The following is a 15,154-nucleotide window of genomic DNA, read 5'->3' on the forward strand; positions in this document are numbered from 1 at the left end:
GTACAGCCCCCCGTAATTCACCTCGATGTCACCATGCGTTGATACATGCTCACTCCCCCGTTACCCATGGGGCGGAAGCGTGCATGCACATGACCGGACGGCGCAACCCATCCTCCATCCGCCCATTCCTCGCAAAGGCCGCGAAAGTGACCGCCGCGGCAACGGCAACGGCGGTCGGGGCGTCGCTGCTGACCGGCTGCGGAGTGCTCCCTGGAGCCGCAGGGGGCTCCAGGGAGCCCATAACCGTCATGACGTGGGCCCCGGAAGGCACCACGGCCACCAACATGCCGGGCATGCCCGCCATGGCGAAGGCCTATGCCCGCTGGGTCAACGCGAACGGCGGCCTCGCCGGCCATGAGCTCAAGGTCATCACCTGCAACGAGCGCAACAGCACCGTCGGCGCGGCCAGGTGCGCCAAGCAGGCCGTGCAGCAGGGGGCCGTCGCGGTCGTCGGCTCGTACAGCCAGCACGGCCGGGCCTTCATGGCGCCGCTGGAGGTCGCCGGCGTTCCGTTCCTCGGCGGCTACGGCGCCTCCGACCAGGAGTTCGCCAGCTCGCTCTCGTACCCCGTCAACGGCGGCCAGGCGGCCCTCCTCGCGGGCAACGGCAGGCAGCTCTCCCGCGACTGCGACCGGGTGTCCCTGGTACGCCCCGACACCGTCGCCGGTGACGGCCTGCCGGCGCTCCTCGGTTCCGGCCTCGCGGAGGGCGGCCGTAAACCGCCCGCCGACATCCGGGCGCCGGAGGACGCGAACGACTACACCGCGCAGGCCCGGAAGGCGCTCAGCAGTGCCGGCGCGTTCGACGCGTACGGGAGCGGAAGGGGCTGCGTCACGGCGGTGCTCGGTGACCGTACGGAGACGTTCTTCGACTCGTTCCGGAGGCTGGAGGGCGAGGCCGCCAGGGACGTCCGCGTCGCGTCGGTCCTGGGAAGCGTCGGGCAGCCGCTCCTGGACCGTACGGGCGGCAAGGACGGGCCCTTCGAGGGCGCGTACGTCACGGGGTGGTACCCGGTGGCGAGCGACGCGCGCTGGGACCCGATGCGCGAGGTGATCCGGGAACACGCCTTCGCGGACAACCGGATCGACCCCGCCGATCCCGGGGTGCAGACCACGTGGATCGCGTACACGGTGCTCAAGGTGATCATCGAGTCGCTCGCGAAGGGCGGCGGGGACGGCGACAAGGACAGCGTTTCGGCGTCCGACGTGGTCGGTGAGCTCAACCGTATCGAGGGAGTCGACACGGGCGGCCTCACGCCCACCCTCAGCTGGCGCCTGGAGCACATGCTGGCGACGCGGGACATCCCGCGCGTCATCAACAGGGACGTGACGTTCCAAGTGGTGCGGCAGGGGCGGCTGGTGTCCGTGAAGGAAGGCTTCGTGGACGTGGGCGACACGCTGGTACAGGCGCCTTCCAGGGGCCGGTCGGGCTTATCCGGCTGATCGCAAAGGAGCGTGGGGCGGGGGCTGTTCGGGCCCCCGCCCCACTCTCCTGTCCGCTGCCGTCAGAGCTGCGTGGCGTCGCGCTCCGTCAGTCCGTATCGCTTCGCGATCTCGTTCCACATGCCGACGGCTTCCTTCTTCGCCTGTGATGCCTTGCCGCTCTCGCGGTTGCCCGCCTGCTGCTGCGGCGTCGACCGCGCGTGGCCCTTCTTGCAGCCCTTCTTGCCCGCGACCTGGTCGGCCCAGGCCGCGTAGTGGTCGTCGGCCGCCGCCGACGCCTTCCACGCGGTGGTGAGCGAGGCCGACAGCTTCGTGTGGTTCGGCAGCTTGTCGACGGTCAGGCCCTTGAGGCGCGTCACCAGATCGTTGCGCTGCTTGGCGGCGGCACGCAGATCACTCGCCGCCTTCGGCAGGTTCTTGCAGCTTCCGATGGACTGGACCGCGCTGATCACGGAGGCGCGGCTGTCGTTGCTGTCGGCGAGCAGCGCGTCGAGCGACTCGGCCTGCGGCTTGGCGGGGTCCGCGGCGGCCTGCGGCGAGGCGTCGCCTCCCGTGGGACTCGCGGCGGCGACCGGCTTCTTGTCCTTGGACTTCTCGTCGCCACCGCTGAGCAGCGCGCCCGCCCCGAGGCCGAGTACGGAACAGCCGACGACGACGGCGGCGATCAGCACCAGGGGTGCATTGCGCCGGCGCGGTGCGGCCCCCGCGGGGGGCGTGGGGGTCGTGGGTCCTGTGGGCGCCGCCGGTCCCGCCTGGGCGGCGGCGTTACGGCGGGCGGCGCGGCCCTGGGGCTCGGCTCCGAACTGCGGCTGCTGGTACGGCGGCTGCTGCTGGTGCGGGGGCTGCGCGTTGAAGGGCGGCATCTGGCGCGTGGCGTCCGCCGCCGGCGGAGCGGCGTCGGACCGGAAGAGGTTGTCGAACTCCGCGGGCGGCTGCCGGTCTTCGGGAGCGCCGGGCCGGATGCCGAAGGGGGCTCCGGAGGGTGCCTCGGGCACGCCCTGCGCGTTCGGGACGGGCGGGAGGTACTGCGTGGCGTCCGCGTCACCCGCGGGGGCCCCTGCGGGCGCGGCGGCGGCTGCGGGCCCGTTCTGGTGCCGGCCGAGGAACTGCGTGGAATCCGCCGGGTTTTCGGGCGGCAGGGCGCCGGGCCCGGCCGGCGGCACGTACGGGAGGTACTGGGTGGCATCGGCGTCGGCCGCCGGGGCTCCGGCGGGGGCCTCCGCGGGCAGCGGCAGCGGCTGCGCCTGCGGAGCCCCGTACTGGTGCGGCACGGGGAGCGGTGCGCCGGACTGCGCCTGCGGGGGCTGCGACTGGGGGGCGCCGTACTGCTGCTGTCCGGGCTGCTGCTGTCCGGGCTGCTGAGGCGCGGGCTGGGAGCCGTACTGCTGAGGCTGCTGCTGCATGTGCGGCTGGGCGCCGTACTGCTGCGGCTGCTGTGCACCGTACTGCTGCTGCGACCCCGGTTGCGGCTGCGGCGGCGGCAGAGCGCCGGGCTGCTGCTGCGGCGGCAGGGGCGCTCCCGGCTGCGGGGCGCCGTACTGCTGCTGAGGCGCGGACTGCGGCGCACCGTACTGCTGCTGAGGCGCCGGCTGCCCGCCGTACTGCTGCGTCCCGTGCTGCGGCTGCGCGCCGTACTGCTGCTGCTGAGGCGGCTGCGCGGCGTCGGGCTGCTGCGGCCCCCACGGCTGGCCCCACGGCTGTCCACCCGCCGGAGCCACGTGCTCCTCGGGCGCCCCGGGTATCCAGGGACCGCTGCCGTCCGCGGGCAGCACGACACCTTCGTGCGCGGGCGGCCGCGCGGCGGGAAGCCGCGACTCGTCACCCTGTCCGCTCTGCGTCACCGGGACTCCTACGTGTGGACGTATGTGTGGACCTACGGAACCGTCGGTTCACGCTACCGGGTGACACCGCGCCTCTGCCACGCGCCCACGGTCCCCACACATACCGCCGGAGGCCCGGCGGGGAGCCCTGTAACAAGATGCGTCCGCACGGCGCTGTTAAGGACCCACCGGCGCACCTCCCCTGCTCCGCCAGTCCACGAAGCCCGCCCCCGACTACGCCGCCCGGGCCTCCAGCCGGGCGCCGAATTCCCGTACCGCGGGTTCGTCGCGGTACGGCTCCAGCCGCTGCTGGAAGTCCTCCAGGTACTCCGCTCCCCGGTTCGAACGCAACGTGGCCAGCAGTTCCACCGCGCGCGCTCCCGTGTGGCACGCCTGCTCGACCTCGCGCTGCTGGACCTGCGCCGTGGCCAGTACGACGAGCCCGATCGCCCGGCGCCGCGCCCGCGCGTCCGGATGGCCGTCCAGGGCGTCCTGGGCGCGCCGGGCCGCCGCCTGCCCCTGTCCCAGGTCGCGGTGACAGTGCGCGAGTTCGTCGGAGAGGTACGCGTGATCGAAGTGCGCGATCCACACGGGATCGTCGCCCGTGTCCTCCTCGGTACGTTCCAGCGCCCCCAGCGCCTTGGCCGCCAGCTGGTTGCATGCCCGCGCGTCGCCCATCAGCGCGTGCCCGCGCGCCTCCGCCGCGCAGAACATCGCCTCCGCGCGGGGCGTCACCTGTCCCCGCGCCCCCTCCTGCGCGGCCCGTGCCAGTTGCGCGATCTCGCGGGGGTTGCCGAGCTGGGCGGCGAGATGGCTCATGGACGCGGCCAGCACGTATCCGCCGTAGCCGCGGTCGCCCGCCGCCTGGGCGAGCCGCAGAGCCTGGATGTAGTAGCGCTGGGCGAGGCCCGGCTGGCCCGTGTCGACGGCCATGTAGCCCGCCAGTTCCGTCAGCCGCGCCACCGCGGCGAAGAGCTCCCGTCCCACCGCTTCGCGGTACGAGCCGGACAGCAGCCCGGACACGACGCTGTTGAGGTAGTGGACGACGATCGGCCTGACGTGCCCGCTGCCGAAGCGGTGGTCGAGTTCCACGAGGGCGTTCGTCGTCGCCCGTACCGCCTCCACGTCCGACGCGCCGACCCTCCCGCCGCCCGCCGGTCTGGCGACCTGGGTGTCCGCTCCCGTGATCAGCCAGTCGCGGCTCGGCTCGACGAGCGCCGAAGCGGCGACCGTCGAACCCGAGAGGAAGTCGCGGCGCCCCACGTCGCTGCGCCACAGCTCGCAGACCTGCTCGATCGCGCCGAGCACGGTCGGCGCGAACTGCAGGCCGATCCCGGAGGACAGATTCTTGCCGTTGGCCATGCCGATCTCGTCGATCGTGACCGTACGGCCGAGTTTGCGCCCGATCGCTTCCGCGATGATGCCGGGTGCCCGCCCGCGCGGCTGCTGTCCGCGCAGCCAGCGGGCCACCGACGTCTTGTCGTACCGCAGGTCGAGGCCGTGTTCGGCGCCGCACATGTTGACGCGGCGGGCGAGCCCGGCGTTGGAGCACCCGGCTTCCTGAATGAGCGCCTGCAACCGTTCGTTCGGCTGGCGGGCGACGAGAGGCCTGGCTGCCATTGACTACCCCCTGGTGCCGCAGTGGTCCGTGAGTTGTGGTCCGTGTGTCGTACGTCGTACGCCGTGAACTGATCACGCCGGTCACCTTGATCACTGCCCGGCAGATATGCAGAGAATGCGGAACATGCCGGAAGAGACGGTATTGACGGTCTTTCAGACGCCATTCCCGGGCTTCCACACATGTGGCTACCCGCCCACCGCCGCACGGCCCCCTGCGCGCCCCCACCCATGCACCGGTGCGCCCCACGTGCAGGATCGATGTTCCTCCGCAAGCCGACCGCACGCCCGTAACCCGCGGTGACGGCGGGAGTTGAGTTCTTCGTGGAAGACACCATCGGAGTCACGGATGCCGCCCAGATCTCCAAGCAGCGCGGCGATCAACTGCTCGACAGCGCCGTGCGGTACACGGAAGAACGGCACTGGGACGTGTTCCCGGGCACCTGGCTGGAGGCGGACGAGGGCGTCGAACGCTGCTCGTGCGGTGTCCCCTCCTGCGCCTCGCCCGGCGCGCACCCCGCAACCGCCGACTGGGCGTCACAGGCGACTGGCAGCGCCACCGGGGCGCGCCGTCTGTGGTCGGAACAGCCGCGGGCCTCGATCCTGCTGCCGACGGGCCGCTCCTTCGACGCCCTGGACGTTCCCGAGTCGGCCGGCTTCCTGGCCCTGGCCCGGATGGAGCGCATGGACCTGACGCTCGGTCCGGTGACCTGCACGCCCGACCGCCGCATGCTGTTCTTCGTACTGCCCGGCGCCGGCGCCAAGGTGCCCGACATGGTGCGGAAGCTGGGCTGGACGCCGACCGCGATCGACCTGGTCACGCGGGGCGAGGGCGACTACGTCGCGGCGCCGCCGACCCGGCTCGGCGGGATGGGCGCGGTGCAGTGGGCGCGCCGTCCCACCCCGGCGAACCGGTGGCTGCCCGACGTGGAGGAACTGATCAGCCCCCTGGCCTACTCCTGCGGGCGGGAGGCAGCGGCGGCGCGCACACGCCGACCGTAGGGTGTTCCCCGTAGCGGGACGGGGACACCGAGAGGCTGTGCGACATGCCTGACAGGGCAGTGGGATCAGAAAAGGCGGGCGGAGCGCACACTGCGCCGCCCGCCGCCGTACGTGCAGAGGGTCTGTGGAAGCGCTTCGGCGAGCAGATCGCCGTCGCGGGCATCGATCTGGAGCTGCCCGCGGGCAAGTTCATCGGCCTGGTCGGGCCGAACGGCGCGGGCAAGACGACCACCCTGTCGATGGTCACGGGGCTGTTGCGTCCCGACGCGGGGACGGTTCTGGTCGGCGGGCACGACGTGTGGCAGGACCCGGTGGCGGTCAAGGCCAGGATCGGCGTACTGCCGGAGGGGCTGCGGCTCTTCGAGCGGCTGTCGGGGCGTGAACTCCTCGCGTACTCCGGGCGGCTGCGGGGGCTGCCCGGCGACGAGGTCGACAAGCGGGCGACGCAGCTTCTCGACGTACTGGACCTGGCCGGCGCGCAGCACAAGCTGGTCGTCGACTACTCGACCGGCATGCGCAAGAAGATCGGTCTCGCCGCCGCCCTGCTGCACAACCCACAAGTGCTGTTCCTGGACGAGCCCTTCGAGGGCGTCGACCCGGTGTCGGCGCAGACGATCCGTGGCGTGCTGGAGCGGTACACGCAGTCCGGTGCGACCGTCGTCTTCTCCAGTCATGTGATGGAGCTCGTCGAGTCGCTGTGCGACTGGGTCGCGGTGATGGCGGCGGGCCGTATCCGCGCGCAGGGAACGCTCGCGGAGGTACGCGGCGACGCGCCCTCTCTCCAGAACGCCTTCCTCGAACTGGTCGGCGCGAACGACCGGGACAGCGGGGAGAGCCTGGACTGGCTGGGCGGCGGCGCCCGATGAGCGCGGGCGGGGCGGCTGTTCCCGGGAACGGCACAGCGACCGTTCCGGGGATCACATCCGTCTTCGTACGGCTCAAGCTGTCGCTGCTGCGCAACGGCCTGCGGCAGTCGTCCGGCCGCAGGGCGGCGTACATCCTCTCCGGCCTGATCGCGCTGCTGTTCGCCGCGCTTCAGCTGATCGGCCTGATCGCGCTTCGCGGGAACGAGCACGCGACGACGATCGTGGTGCTGCTGACGGCCCTTCTGGGGCTCGGCTGGACGGTGATGCCGCTGTTCTTCCCCAGCGGCGACGAGACGCTCGACCCGACCCGCCTGGTCATGCTGCCGCTGCGGCCCCGCCCGCTGATCCGGGCGCTGTTGACGGCGTCGCTCGTCGGGATCGGGCCGCTGTTCACGTTCTGCCTGGCGCTGGGATCGGTGATCTCCGTGGCGCGCGGCGCGGCGGCCGCCGCAGTCGGTGCCCTCGCCGTGGCGCTGACGCTGCTGGTGTGCGTGGCGCTGGCGCGAGCCGTGGCCGCGGCGAACACCCGGTTGCTGAGCAGCCGCAAGGGGCGCGATCTGGCCGTGCTGAGCGGTCTGGTGATCGCCGTCGGCATCCAGGTGGTCAACTTCGGCGCGCAGCGGCTCAGCGACGCGGGCGGCCTCGCGAAGCTCGACCCCGTCGCCGGCGTACTGAGCTGGGTGCCGCCCGCGTCGGCGATCGGCGCGGTGGACGCGGTGAGCGACGGGGCGTACGGCCGTGGCGCGGCCCAGCTGCTGCTGGCCGTGGCGGCGCTGGTGGCGCTGCTGTGGTCCTGGGAGCGGAGTCTGGTCAAGCTGATGACGTCTCCGGACGGCTCGACCCTCCAGGCCGCCGAGCCGGCCCGCCAGGAGGCGTCGCGAGGGCTCGGCGGGCGGTTCCTGCCGGGCGGGCGTACGGGCACGGTGATCGAGCGCAGTCTGCGGTACGTGTGGCGGGACCCCAAGACCAAGGCCGCCTGGGTGACTTCGCTGGTGATCGGGCTGATCGTGCCGGTGTTCAACGCGCTCCAGGGAACGGGCACCATCTACTTCGCGTGTTTCGCGGCCGGAATGCTCGGCATCCAGATGTACAACCAGTTCGGCCAGGACACGTCCGCCTTCTGGATGGTCGCCATGACCATCTCCACGCCGCGCGACGCGTACGAGGAACTGCGGGCGCGGGCCCTGGCGCTACTGGTGGTCACACTCCCGTACTCGGCGCTGGTCACCGTGATCACGGCGGCGCTGGTGGGTGACTGGCGGGCCCTTCCCGAGGCGCTCGGCCTGTCCTTCGCGCTGCTCGGCGCGATGCTGGCGACGGGGGCGGTGGCGTCCGTGCGCTTCCCGTACTCGATCCCGCAGGGCAGCACGCACAAGAACGTCGCGCCGGGACAGGCGGGCCTCGCCTGGATCTCGATCCTCGGCGGGATGATCGCGGCGGCGCTGCTGTGCGCACCGCTGATCACGCTGACGATCTGGCTCCATGTGGCGGCCGCGGAGGGCTGGTTGTGGCTGGTGCTGCCGCTGGGTGCGGCGTACGGCGCGCTGCTGTCGTGGGCGGGTGTGCGCTGGTCGGCGCCGCAGGCGGCGGCGCGGCTTCCGGAGATCCTGACGGCCGTCAGCAAGGGCTGAGCAAGCGGCTTTTCAGGAATGACTCAGGGGAGGGATGACCGGCTCCTCGGCGGTCTCCTCCAGGAACGGCTCGATCGCGGTGCGCCAGCCCTCCGGCTGGTCGTAGTGGACGAGGTGGCCCGCGTCGACCACCTCGGCGTACTTGCCGCGGGGCAGCACGCGCACCATCTCCTGTGCCTCCGCCCGGCCCAGTTCGCCGTCGAGGCCGCGGACCACCAGGGCGGGGCACTGGACCAGCGCCAGCTCCTCCCAGTGGGCGTCGTACACCCAGGTCTCACGGGACTTCAGCATCTGGCGGCGGGAGAAGAGCGGGCGCCAGCCGTCGGCCCGTTCGGTCATCACCTCGGCGAAGAACTCGCCGCGCGCCGGGCTCGGGCGCTCCACCCAGGGGTCGTCCTCGCCGAACCACTTGCGTACGTCGGCGAGTGTGGCGAAGGGGACCGGCCAGGACTTGAACCAGTCGTCCCACTCGCGCTGGGACGCGGCACCGAGCGCGCCCGCCCGCATGTCGCAGATGACGACGGCACGGACGAGATCGGGCCGCTTGGCGGCGAGCTGCCAGGCGGTGAGGGCGCCCATGGAGTGGCCGATGAGAGTGACGGGCGCGAGGCCCAGTTGTTCGACCGCGGCTTCGGTGTCGGCGACGTACGCCTCGCGGGTGTACGGGCCGTCGGCCGGCTTGTCGCTGCGGCCATGACCGCGCTGGTCGATGGCGACCGCCCGGTAGCGCTCCGAGAGCCAGCGCGCGGTGCCCGCCCAGTGCGAGGCACGGCCCATCAACCCGTGGAGCAGTAAAACGCCGGGGGCGCGGTCGGTTTCCCCGCTCCCTTTGGGCGGGTCGGCGAACTCCCAGGCCGCGAGGCGTACGCCGTCGGCTCCCGTCACGTCGATGCGCCGCACCATGTGTCCTGGCACCCCCTTCGTCCCCCGGGTGGTCCGTCCAATGAGTGAGTGGTCGAGCCCCGTCAGACTATCGAACCCGTATTCGAAAATACGGGTTCCGCGTGCAATACCCCTCGTTCGAGTGACCACGCTCAAGGATTGACCGCCGCCACCGTGGGGAGATCTTCAGCGGGAGGCGGGCCGCTCGGGGAAGACGGTCCACGGGGGCCGACCCTGGGAGCTCGGGGCTCCGGGTCGGCACAGGGGAGGACAGGCTCCGGCGCCTCAGGGCGCCGGAGCCATCCCTTTCACAGCGAACACGATCGATGCCTGGGCGGTGCCAGCACGACGGGCGCATCCCCTGCCCCCTCCTCGACGAACCGGCAGACCGGTCGGCGGCCTCACGTCATGTGCCTCGGTCACAGACTGGCACGCGATCCGTCCGGTCGCTGGGATTCCGGAGGATCGCCGGACCGGCCCCAACCACCGTGGGACCGGCGGACCTTGCCGCCCTGGCGCCGGTGTCAGCGCTTGGCGACGAAAACGTGCGAGGCCACCTCGGCATCGAGCTCCGCGGCCTCGCCACTGCTGCCTACCAGTACCCCGCCGGGCGACTCCGTCACACTCACGACCGAGCCGGGCTGTACGCCCGCGCGACGCAGCGTGTACATCAGCTGAGCGTCCGTCTGGATGGGCTCCCCGATCCGGCGTACGACGACGGTCTTGCCCTCCGGGCCCGGAGCCAGGTCGTTCAGGCTGACCATGTTGTCGTCCAGGAACGGGTCCGCCTCGGCCTTCTCGCCAAGCTCCTCCAGGCCGGGGATCGGGTTCCCGTACGGAGACTCCGTCGGGTGACGCAGCAGTTCGAGGACGCGCCTCTCCACCGCCTCGCTCATCACGTGCTCCCAGCGACAGGCCTCCGCGTGGACTTGCTCCCACTCCAGGCCGATCACGTCGACGAGCAGGCACTCGGCGAGCCGGTGCTTGCGCATCACGCGGGTGGCGAGCTTGCGGCCCTCGTCGGTCAGCTCCAGGTGACGGTCGCCCGCCACTGTCACCAGCCCGTCGCGCTCCATGCGCGCCACGGTCTGGCTCACCGTCGGTCCACTCTGGTCGAGCCGCTCGGCGATACGGGCGCGCATGGGGACCACGCCTTCTTCCTCGAGCTCGAGGATGGTGCGGAGATACATCTCCGTGGTGTCGATCAGTCCGGACATTCGTGCCCCTCGATTGCTCGTGCGCTGGCCCTGACCCAATTCTGACGCATAGCGCCGACAACCGTGCCGCGCCGGGCGATGCCGTATTGACAGGGCACTGGTCCAGACCGCAACGTGATCCGCGCCACCGTCGCCCGACGTTCGCACCACGTTCCCACGACGTACCGCTGGAAAGGGGCCCCGCGCGATGAGCGAAAGCAAACTGGCCGGTCAGTTCTTCGACGCCGCGATCGGGCTGCTGCACCGCGTCCGCGACGAGGAGGCCGGGAACATCGCGGCCGCCGGGGCCGCGGTCGCCGACGCGGTGGCGGCGGGCGGGCGGCTCTTCGCCTTCGGCGCCGGCCACTCCTCGCTCGCCGCGCAGGACGTCGTCTACCGGGCCGGGGGGCTCGCCCTGATGAACCTGCTCGCCGTTCCCGGCACCGTCGGCGTGGACGTCATGCCGGCCACACTCGGCTCCGCCCTCGAACGCGTCGACGGGCTCGCGGCAGCCGTGCTGGACAGCAGCCCCGCCAAGCCGGGCGACGTACTCGTGATCATCTCGCTGTCCGGGCGCAACGCGCTGCCGGTGGAGATGGCGATGAACGCGCGGGCGCTCGGCCTGAAGGTCATCGGCGTGACCTCGGTGGCGTACACCCGCGAGACGAAGTCCCGGCACGTCTCCGGTACGTACCTGAAGGACCACTGCGACATCGTCCTCGACAGCAAGATCGCCGTCGGCGACGCGGAGCTCACGGCAGAGGGCATCGAGGCACCCTTCGCTCCCGCGTCGACGGTGGTCACGAGCGCTCTGATGCAGGCCGTCATGGCCTGCGCGGCCGGCGACCTGGCGGAGCGCGGCATCGAACCGCCGTTGCTGCGCTCGGGCAACGTCGACGGCGGCCACGAGTGGAACGGCCGCGTGATGACGGAGTACCGCGACCGGATCTTCTACCGGCACTGATCCCGTACGTCGGCCTCCGCCGACGATGCGTTCCCGGCTCGGGTTCGTTACGACGGCTTCAGCGTCTGCGCCAGGTCGATCGCCGCCGCCACGCGCACGGCGATGTTCTCCGCGTACGTCGCGTCCGGACGCTCGAAGGCGCTGCGGCTCGGACCGCGCAGGAACGTGGCCACGCCCAGCGTCCGCCCGCGGCTGCGCAGCACCGTACACAGGGCGTGCACGGTGTCCCGCGGCCACTGGCGCCGCACCGCCCAGTCCTCCGGACCCCCGCTCGCCCGTACCGAGCCGAGGCGGTCCAGGCACTGGAACGCCGGATGGCCCGACGGGTACGGAACCGGGATGCCCGCTCCACCGGTCACCGGCAGGCACGGTCCCGGGGCGCCCGACGGTGTGGCCGCGGCCCGGACCAGACGCGCCGGGTGGTCTCCCACGACCAGGTCGACGAGCGCGTGGTCGGCGAAGCCCGCGAGAGCGAAGTCGAGGTACGACAGCGCGGCCTCCATCGGGTCCTCGCACTCGGCGGCGGCGCGCCCCGCCCGGTGCAGCTGATTGCCGCGGAACCGCAACTGCGCGGCCTCCTGCTCCGCCGTCTTCGCCTCGGTGATGTCCTGGAACAGCCAGCCGACCCCCAGCGGAACCGGCTCCTCCGCAAGCGGCGACGCCAACCGCAGGAAGCCACTGCGCCAGCACCGACGCCGCTCGCCCCTGCCGCCCGGCTCCGCCCTGCGCAGCGTCACCCACAGCTCGGCGGGGGTCGGGGGCGCCCCTTCCGCCAGTACGTGCTGGAGAGCGCCCTCCAGTTCCTCCACGCCCTGCACGATGAGCTCACCGAGGGGGCGCCCCAGCAACGTCGTACGGCCCACCCCGAGCGCGCGCGCCGCGTGCGCGTTGACGACGGTCGGACGCAGGTCCACGTCCACCAGAACGACGCCCCAGGACGCGTCGTCGAAGAGCGCCTCGCTCAGCGCGATCGCCCGTTCCAGATCGATCTGCGCGTGCACCTCGCTGAATGCGCAGTACACCCCGGCGGGCTTGCCTTCCGCGCCCGGCACCCCCGCCGACTGTGTCCGTACGAGAACACGCCCGCCGTCCTTCCGCAGAAGCGCGAATTCGTGCACCTGCCGCCCCGGAGCGTGCATCGCCGACATCAGCCGTCCCTGCACCTCGTCCGCGTCCGCCGGCCGGGCCGCCCACCCCGCGAAGCCGGTCCGCCCGACCGCCTCGTCCGCCGTCCACCCGAGAATCCGTTCCGCCTCGCGGTTCCAGTGGGTGATCACCCCGTCCGCGTCGAAGGCGCAGAGCGCCGCGTCCATGCCGTCGAGAAGCGCGGCAAGAAGATCGCCGGAACCGGGCCCTGGCTCGTCGGAACCGAACGCGTCGGTGGTCTCGCCGATCCGGGAAGCACTCACCTGGCACCCCCTGCAGGTGTTCGCCTTTGCTGCACTGCTGAACCCGGATCATTCAACTGGAACGTGACGCAGCACACACCTGGTTCGGGGAAATAAATGCTCCCCGCTCGCCGGTAAGTCCGGCCGGCTCCTCTTCGGAGGGACCAGAGCCCGCGGGTTTCTGCGTGCCACGGGTCTTGGGGCGGTTCCACGGGCCTCGGGGCGGCACGGCCCTACGGGCAGAGGCGCTCCACGCGCCATGCGTCACCCTCGGCGACGTACCGCAGGCGGTCGTGCAGGCGGTTCGCGTGGCCCTGCCAGAACTCGACGGTCTCGGGAACGATCCGGTACCCGCCCCAGTCCGGCGGCACCGGTACGCGCTCCGTGTGGGGATAGCGCGTCGCCAGTTCGTCGTAGCGTGCGAGCAGCTCTTCGCGGGATGCGATCACGGAGGACTGCGCGCTCGCCCAGGCGCCGAGCTGTGAGCCGTGCGGGCGCGTTCGGAAGTACGCCGCCGTCTCGTCGCGGCCGGTCCGCGTGGCCGTGCCGGTGACGATCACCTGGCGCGCGACCTGGTGCCACGGGAAGAGCAGCGAGACGTACGGATTGGCCGCGATCTCCTGTCCCTTGCGGGAGGCGTAGTTCGTGAAGAAGACGAAGCCCTGGGGGTCGTACTTCTTGAGCAGGACCGTGCGCGACGAGGGCCGGCCGTCGGGGGTGGCCGTGGACAGGATCATGGCGTTCGGCTCGTGCAGGCCGGCGGTGGCGATCTCTCTGAACCAATGGTCGAACTGGCCCATCGGTTCGGCGGCGAGTTGCGCCTCCGTGAAGGTTTCGCTGCGATAGTGCTCGCGCATGGCGGCGGGATCGAAATCTCGGTTCGGCACGGTGCCATCCTGCCGCAGGGGCCCAGTTTGCCCGGCACCCGGTGCCATCAACCCTCGCCCGGGAAATGGGGCAGTGTGCCGGTAATCACGCTTCCCCGCATCGGCGGAACCCGCCAAAATGTGGGCGCCGGGCACTGTGACCTCCATACAGCAGGGGATATCGTGCCTGCTTCCGGAGCGGTTGGGTGACCACCTGCCGCGCGGGGAATCCCCGGGGTGAGCGATGAAGCCCGGAACCTGACCGGATCTGACCGGACCTGAGCCCTGGTCACACGCCCTTTGCCGCTTGTCGATGCTTGTCGAACACATCATGAGGAGCCGCCTGATGTCCGACTTCGTACCCGGACTCGAAGGAGTCGTCGCGTTCGAAACGGAGATCGCAGAACCGGACAAGGAGGGCGGTGCGCTCCGTTACCGGGGGGTCGACATCGAAGACCTCGTCGGGCACGTGTCCTTCGGGAACGTGTGGGGCCTGCTGGTCGACGGCGCGTTCAACCCCGGACTGCCGGCCGCCGAACCGTTCCCGATCCCCGTCCACTCCGGTGACATCCGCGTCGACGTCCAGTCCGCGCTCGCGATGCTCGCGCCCGTGTGGGGCCTGAAACCGCTGCTCGACATCGACGAGCAGACCGCGCGCGACGACCTCGCGCGCGCCGCCGTCATGGCGCTGTCGTACGTCGCCCAGTCGGCGCGCGGGCAGGGCCTGCCGATGGTCCCGCAGAAGGAGATCGACAAGGCGGAGACCGTGGTGGAGCGCTTCATGACGCGCTGGCGCGGTGAGCCCGACCCCAAGCACGTCAAGGCCGTCGACGCCTACTGGACGTCGGCCGCCGAGCACGGCATGAACGCCTCCACGTTCACGGCGCGCGTGATCGCGTCGACCGGCGCCGATGTGGCCGCCGCCCTGTCCGGCGCGGTCGGTGCCATGTCCGGGCCGCTCCACGGTGGCGCTCCCTCGCGCGTCCTCGGCATGATCGAGGAGATCGAGCGCACCGGTGACGCGACCGCCTACGTGAAGCGCGCGCTCGACAAGGGCGAGCGTCTGATGGGCTTCGGCCACCGCGTGTACCGCGCCGAGGACCCGCGGGCGCGCGTCCTGCGGCGTACCGCGAAGGAGCTCGCCGCGCCGCGCTTCGAGGTCGCCGAGGCGCTGGAGAAGGCCGCTCTGGAGGAGCTGCACGCACGGCGGCCCGACCGGGTGCTCGCGACGAACGTCGAGTTCTGGGCGGCGATCGTGCTGGACTTCGCGGAGGTCCCGGCGCACATGTTCACGTCGATGTTCACGTGTGCGCGTACGGCCGGCTGGAGCGCCCACATCCTGGAGCAGAAGCGCACGGCCCGCCTGGTGCGGCCGTCGGCGCGGTACGTCGGTCCCGGGACGCGGGGGCCGCAGGAGATCCCCGGCTTCAGGGACATCACGGGCTGAGTTCGTCACGTACGGCGGCGCCGCACCCTCTCG

At 71.7% G+C, this 15,154-nt stretch carries 12 protein-coding genes; 6 read left to right on the forward strand and 6 right to left on the reverse strand.

Going from position 1 to position 15,154, the window contains the following annotated elements; genetic code table 11:
• Nucleotides 1-89 precede the first annotated feature (89 nt).
• Nucleotides 90-1,442: an ABC transporter substrate-binding protein gene (locus J7E91_RS07835; RefSeq protein ID WP_214900447.1), complete on the forward strand. Its 1,353-nt coding sequence runs from the start codon at nt 90-92 to the stop codon at nt 1,440-1,442.
• Between the two features lie 62 nt (nt 1,443-1,504).
• On the opposite strand, the gene J7E91_RS07840 is transcribed toward J7E91_RS07835, so the two are convergent.
• The gene (locus J7E91_RS07840; protein WP_214900214.1) at nt 1,505-3,283 is read right to left on the reverse strand and encodes a hypothetical protein; all 1,779 of its coding nucleotides are present in this window, start codon (nt 3,281-3,283) and stop codon (nt 1,505-1,507) included.
• A gap of 213 nt (nt 3,284-3,496) precedes the next feature.
• On the reverse strand, nt 3,497-4,882 hold the full coding sequence (locus J7E91_RS07845) for a transcriptional regulator (RefSeq protein WP_214900216.1): 1,386 nt from the start codon (nt 4,880-4,882) through the stop codon (nt 3,497-3,499).
• Between the two features lie 321 nt (nt 4,883-5,203).
• Here J7E91_RS07845 and J7E91_RS07850 point away from each other — a divergent pair, with 321 nt between their 5' ends.
• From J7E91_RS07850 to J7E91_RS07860, 3 genes are read left to right on the forward strand one after another with little or no spacing between them, the layout of a single operon-like run.
• On the forward strand, nt 5,204-5,881 hold the full coding sequence (locus tag J7E91_RS07850) for a bifunctional DNA primase/polymerase (RefSeq protein WP_214900218.1): 678 nt from the start codon (nt 5,204-5,206) through the stop codon (nt 5,879-5,881).
• A 44-nt stretch (nt 5,882-5,925) separates the two neighbouring features.
• On the forward strand, nt 5,926-6,747 hold the full coding sequence (locus J7E91_RS07855) for an ABC transporter ATP-binding protein (RefSeq protein WP_214900220.1): 822 nt from the start codon (nt 5,926-5,928) through the stop codon (nt 6,745-6,747).
• A complete protein-coding gene (locus J7E91_RS07860) occupies nt 6,744-8,378 on the forward strand; it encodes a transporter (RefSeq protein ID WP_214900222.1) in 1,635 nt (544 codons plus the stop codon). The genes J7E91_RS07855 and J7E91_RS07860 overlap by 4 nt, the downstream gene beginning before the upstream one ends.
• Before the next feature lie 12 nt (nt 8,379-8,390).
• On the opposite strand, the gene J7E91_RS07865 is transcribed toward J7E91_RS07860, so the two are convergent.
• Complete coding sequence (locus J7E91_RS07865) at nt 8,391-9,281, reverse strand: alpha/beta fold hydrolase (protein ID WP_214900224.1); 891 nt, start codon at nt 9,279-9,281, stop codon at nt 8,391-8,393.
• Nucleotides 9,282-9,784: 503 nt separating this feature from the next.
• Nucleotides 9,785-10,477 (reverse strand): metal-dependent transcriptional regulator, encoded by a 693-nt coding sequence (locus J7E91_RS07870; RefSeq protein WP_214900225.1) that lies wholly within the window; start codon nt 10,475-10,477, stop codon nt 9,785-9,787.
• A gap of 187 nt (nt 10,478-10,664) precedes the next feature.
• Between J7E91_RS07870 and J7E91_RS07875 the strand changes: the two genes are divergently transcribed.
• A complete protein-coding gene (locus tag J7E91_RS07875) occupies nt 10,665-11,420 on the forward strand; it encodes an SIS domain-containing protein (protein WP_214900226.1) in 756 nt (251 codons plus the stop codon).
• A 47-nt stretch (nt 11,421-11,467) separates the two neighbouring features.
• On the opposite strand, the gene J7E91_RS07880 is transcribed toward J7E91_RS07875, so the two are convergent.
• On the reverse strand, nt 11,468-12,829 hold the full coding sequence (locus tag J7E91_RS07880) for a PAS domain-containing protein (RefSeq protein WP_214900229.1): 1,362 nt from the start codon (nt 12,827-12,829) through the stop codon (nt 11,468-11,470).
• Nucleotides 12,830-13,041: 212 nt separating this feature from the next.
• Nucleotides 13,042-13,665 (reverse strand): pyridoxamine 5'-phosphate oxidase, encoded by a 624-nt coding sequence (gene pdxH, locus J7E91_RS07885; protein ID WP_214900448.1) that lies wholly within the window; start codon nt 13,663-13,665, stop codon nt 13,042-13,044.
• 355 nt (nt 13,666-14,020) lie between these two features.
• On the opposite strand from pdxH, the gene J7E91_RS07890 reads away from it, so the two are divergent.
• Entirely contained in the window at nt 14,021-15,121 is a 1,101-nt protein-coding gene (locus J7E91_RS07890; RefSeq protein WP_214900231.1) for a citrate synthase 2, read from the forward strand.
• Nucleotides 15,122-15,154: the final 33 nt, after the last annotated feature.

The organism is Streptomyces sp. ISL-99 (assembly GCF_018614005.1).
Classification (GTDB): domain Bacteria; phylum Actinomycetota; class Actinomycetes; order Streptomycetales; family Streptomycetaceae; genus Streptomyces; species Streptomyces flavidovirens.

Coding starts and splice junctions, on each gene's coding strand:
- J7E91_RS07870 (WP_214900225.1), bottom strand. CDS start 10,477: ATGTCCGGACTGATCGACACCACGGAGATGTATCTCCGCACCATCCTC.
- J7E91_RS07855 (WP_214900220.1), top strand. CDS start 5,926: ATGCCTGACAGGGCAGTGGGATCAGAAAAGGCGGGCGGAGCGCACACT.
- J7E91_RS07875 (WP_214900226.1), top strand. CDS start 10,665: ATGAGCGAAAGCAAACTGGCCGGTCAGTTCTTCGACGCCGCGATCGGG.
- pdxH (WP_214900448.1), bottom strand. CDS start 13,665: ATGCGCGAGCACTATCGCAGCGAAACCTTCACGGAGGCGCAACTCGCC.
- J7E91_RS07835 (WP_214900447.1), top strand. CDS start 90: ATGACCGGACGGCGCAACCCATCCTCCATCCGCCCATTCCTCGCAAAG.
- J7E91_RS07865 (WP_214900224.1), bottom strand. CDS start 9,281: ATGGTGCGGCGCATCGACGTGACGGGAGCCGACGGCGTACGCCTCGCG.
- J7E91_RS07890 (WP_214900231.1), top strand. CDS start 14,021: ATGTCCGACTTCGTACCCGGACTCGAAGGAGTCGTCGCGTTCGAAACG.
- J7E91_RS07860 (WP_214900222.1), top strand. CDS start 6,744: ATGAGCGCGGGCGGGGCGGCTGTTCCCGGGAACGGCACAGCGACCGTT.
- J7E91_RS07845 (WP_214900216.1), bottom strand. CDS start 4,882: ATGGCAGCCAGGCCTCTCGTCGCCCGCCAGCCGAACGAACGGTTGCAG.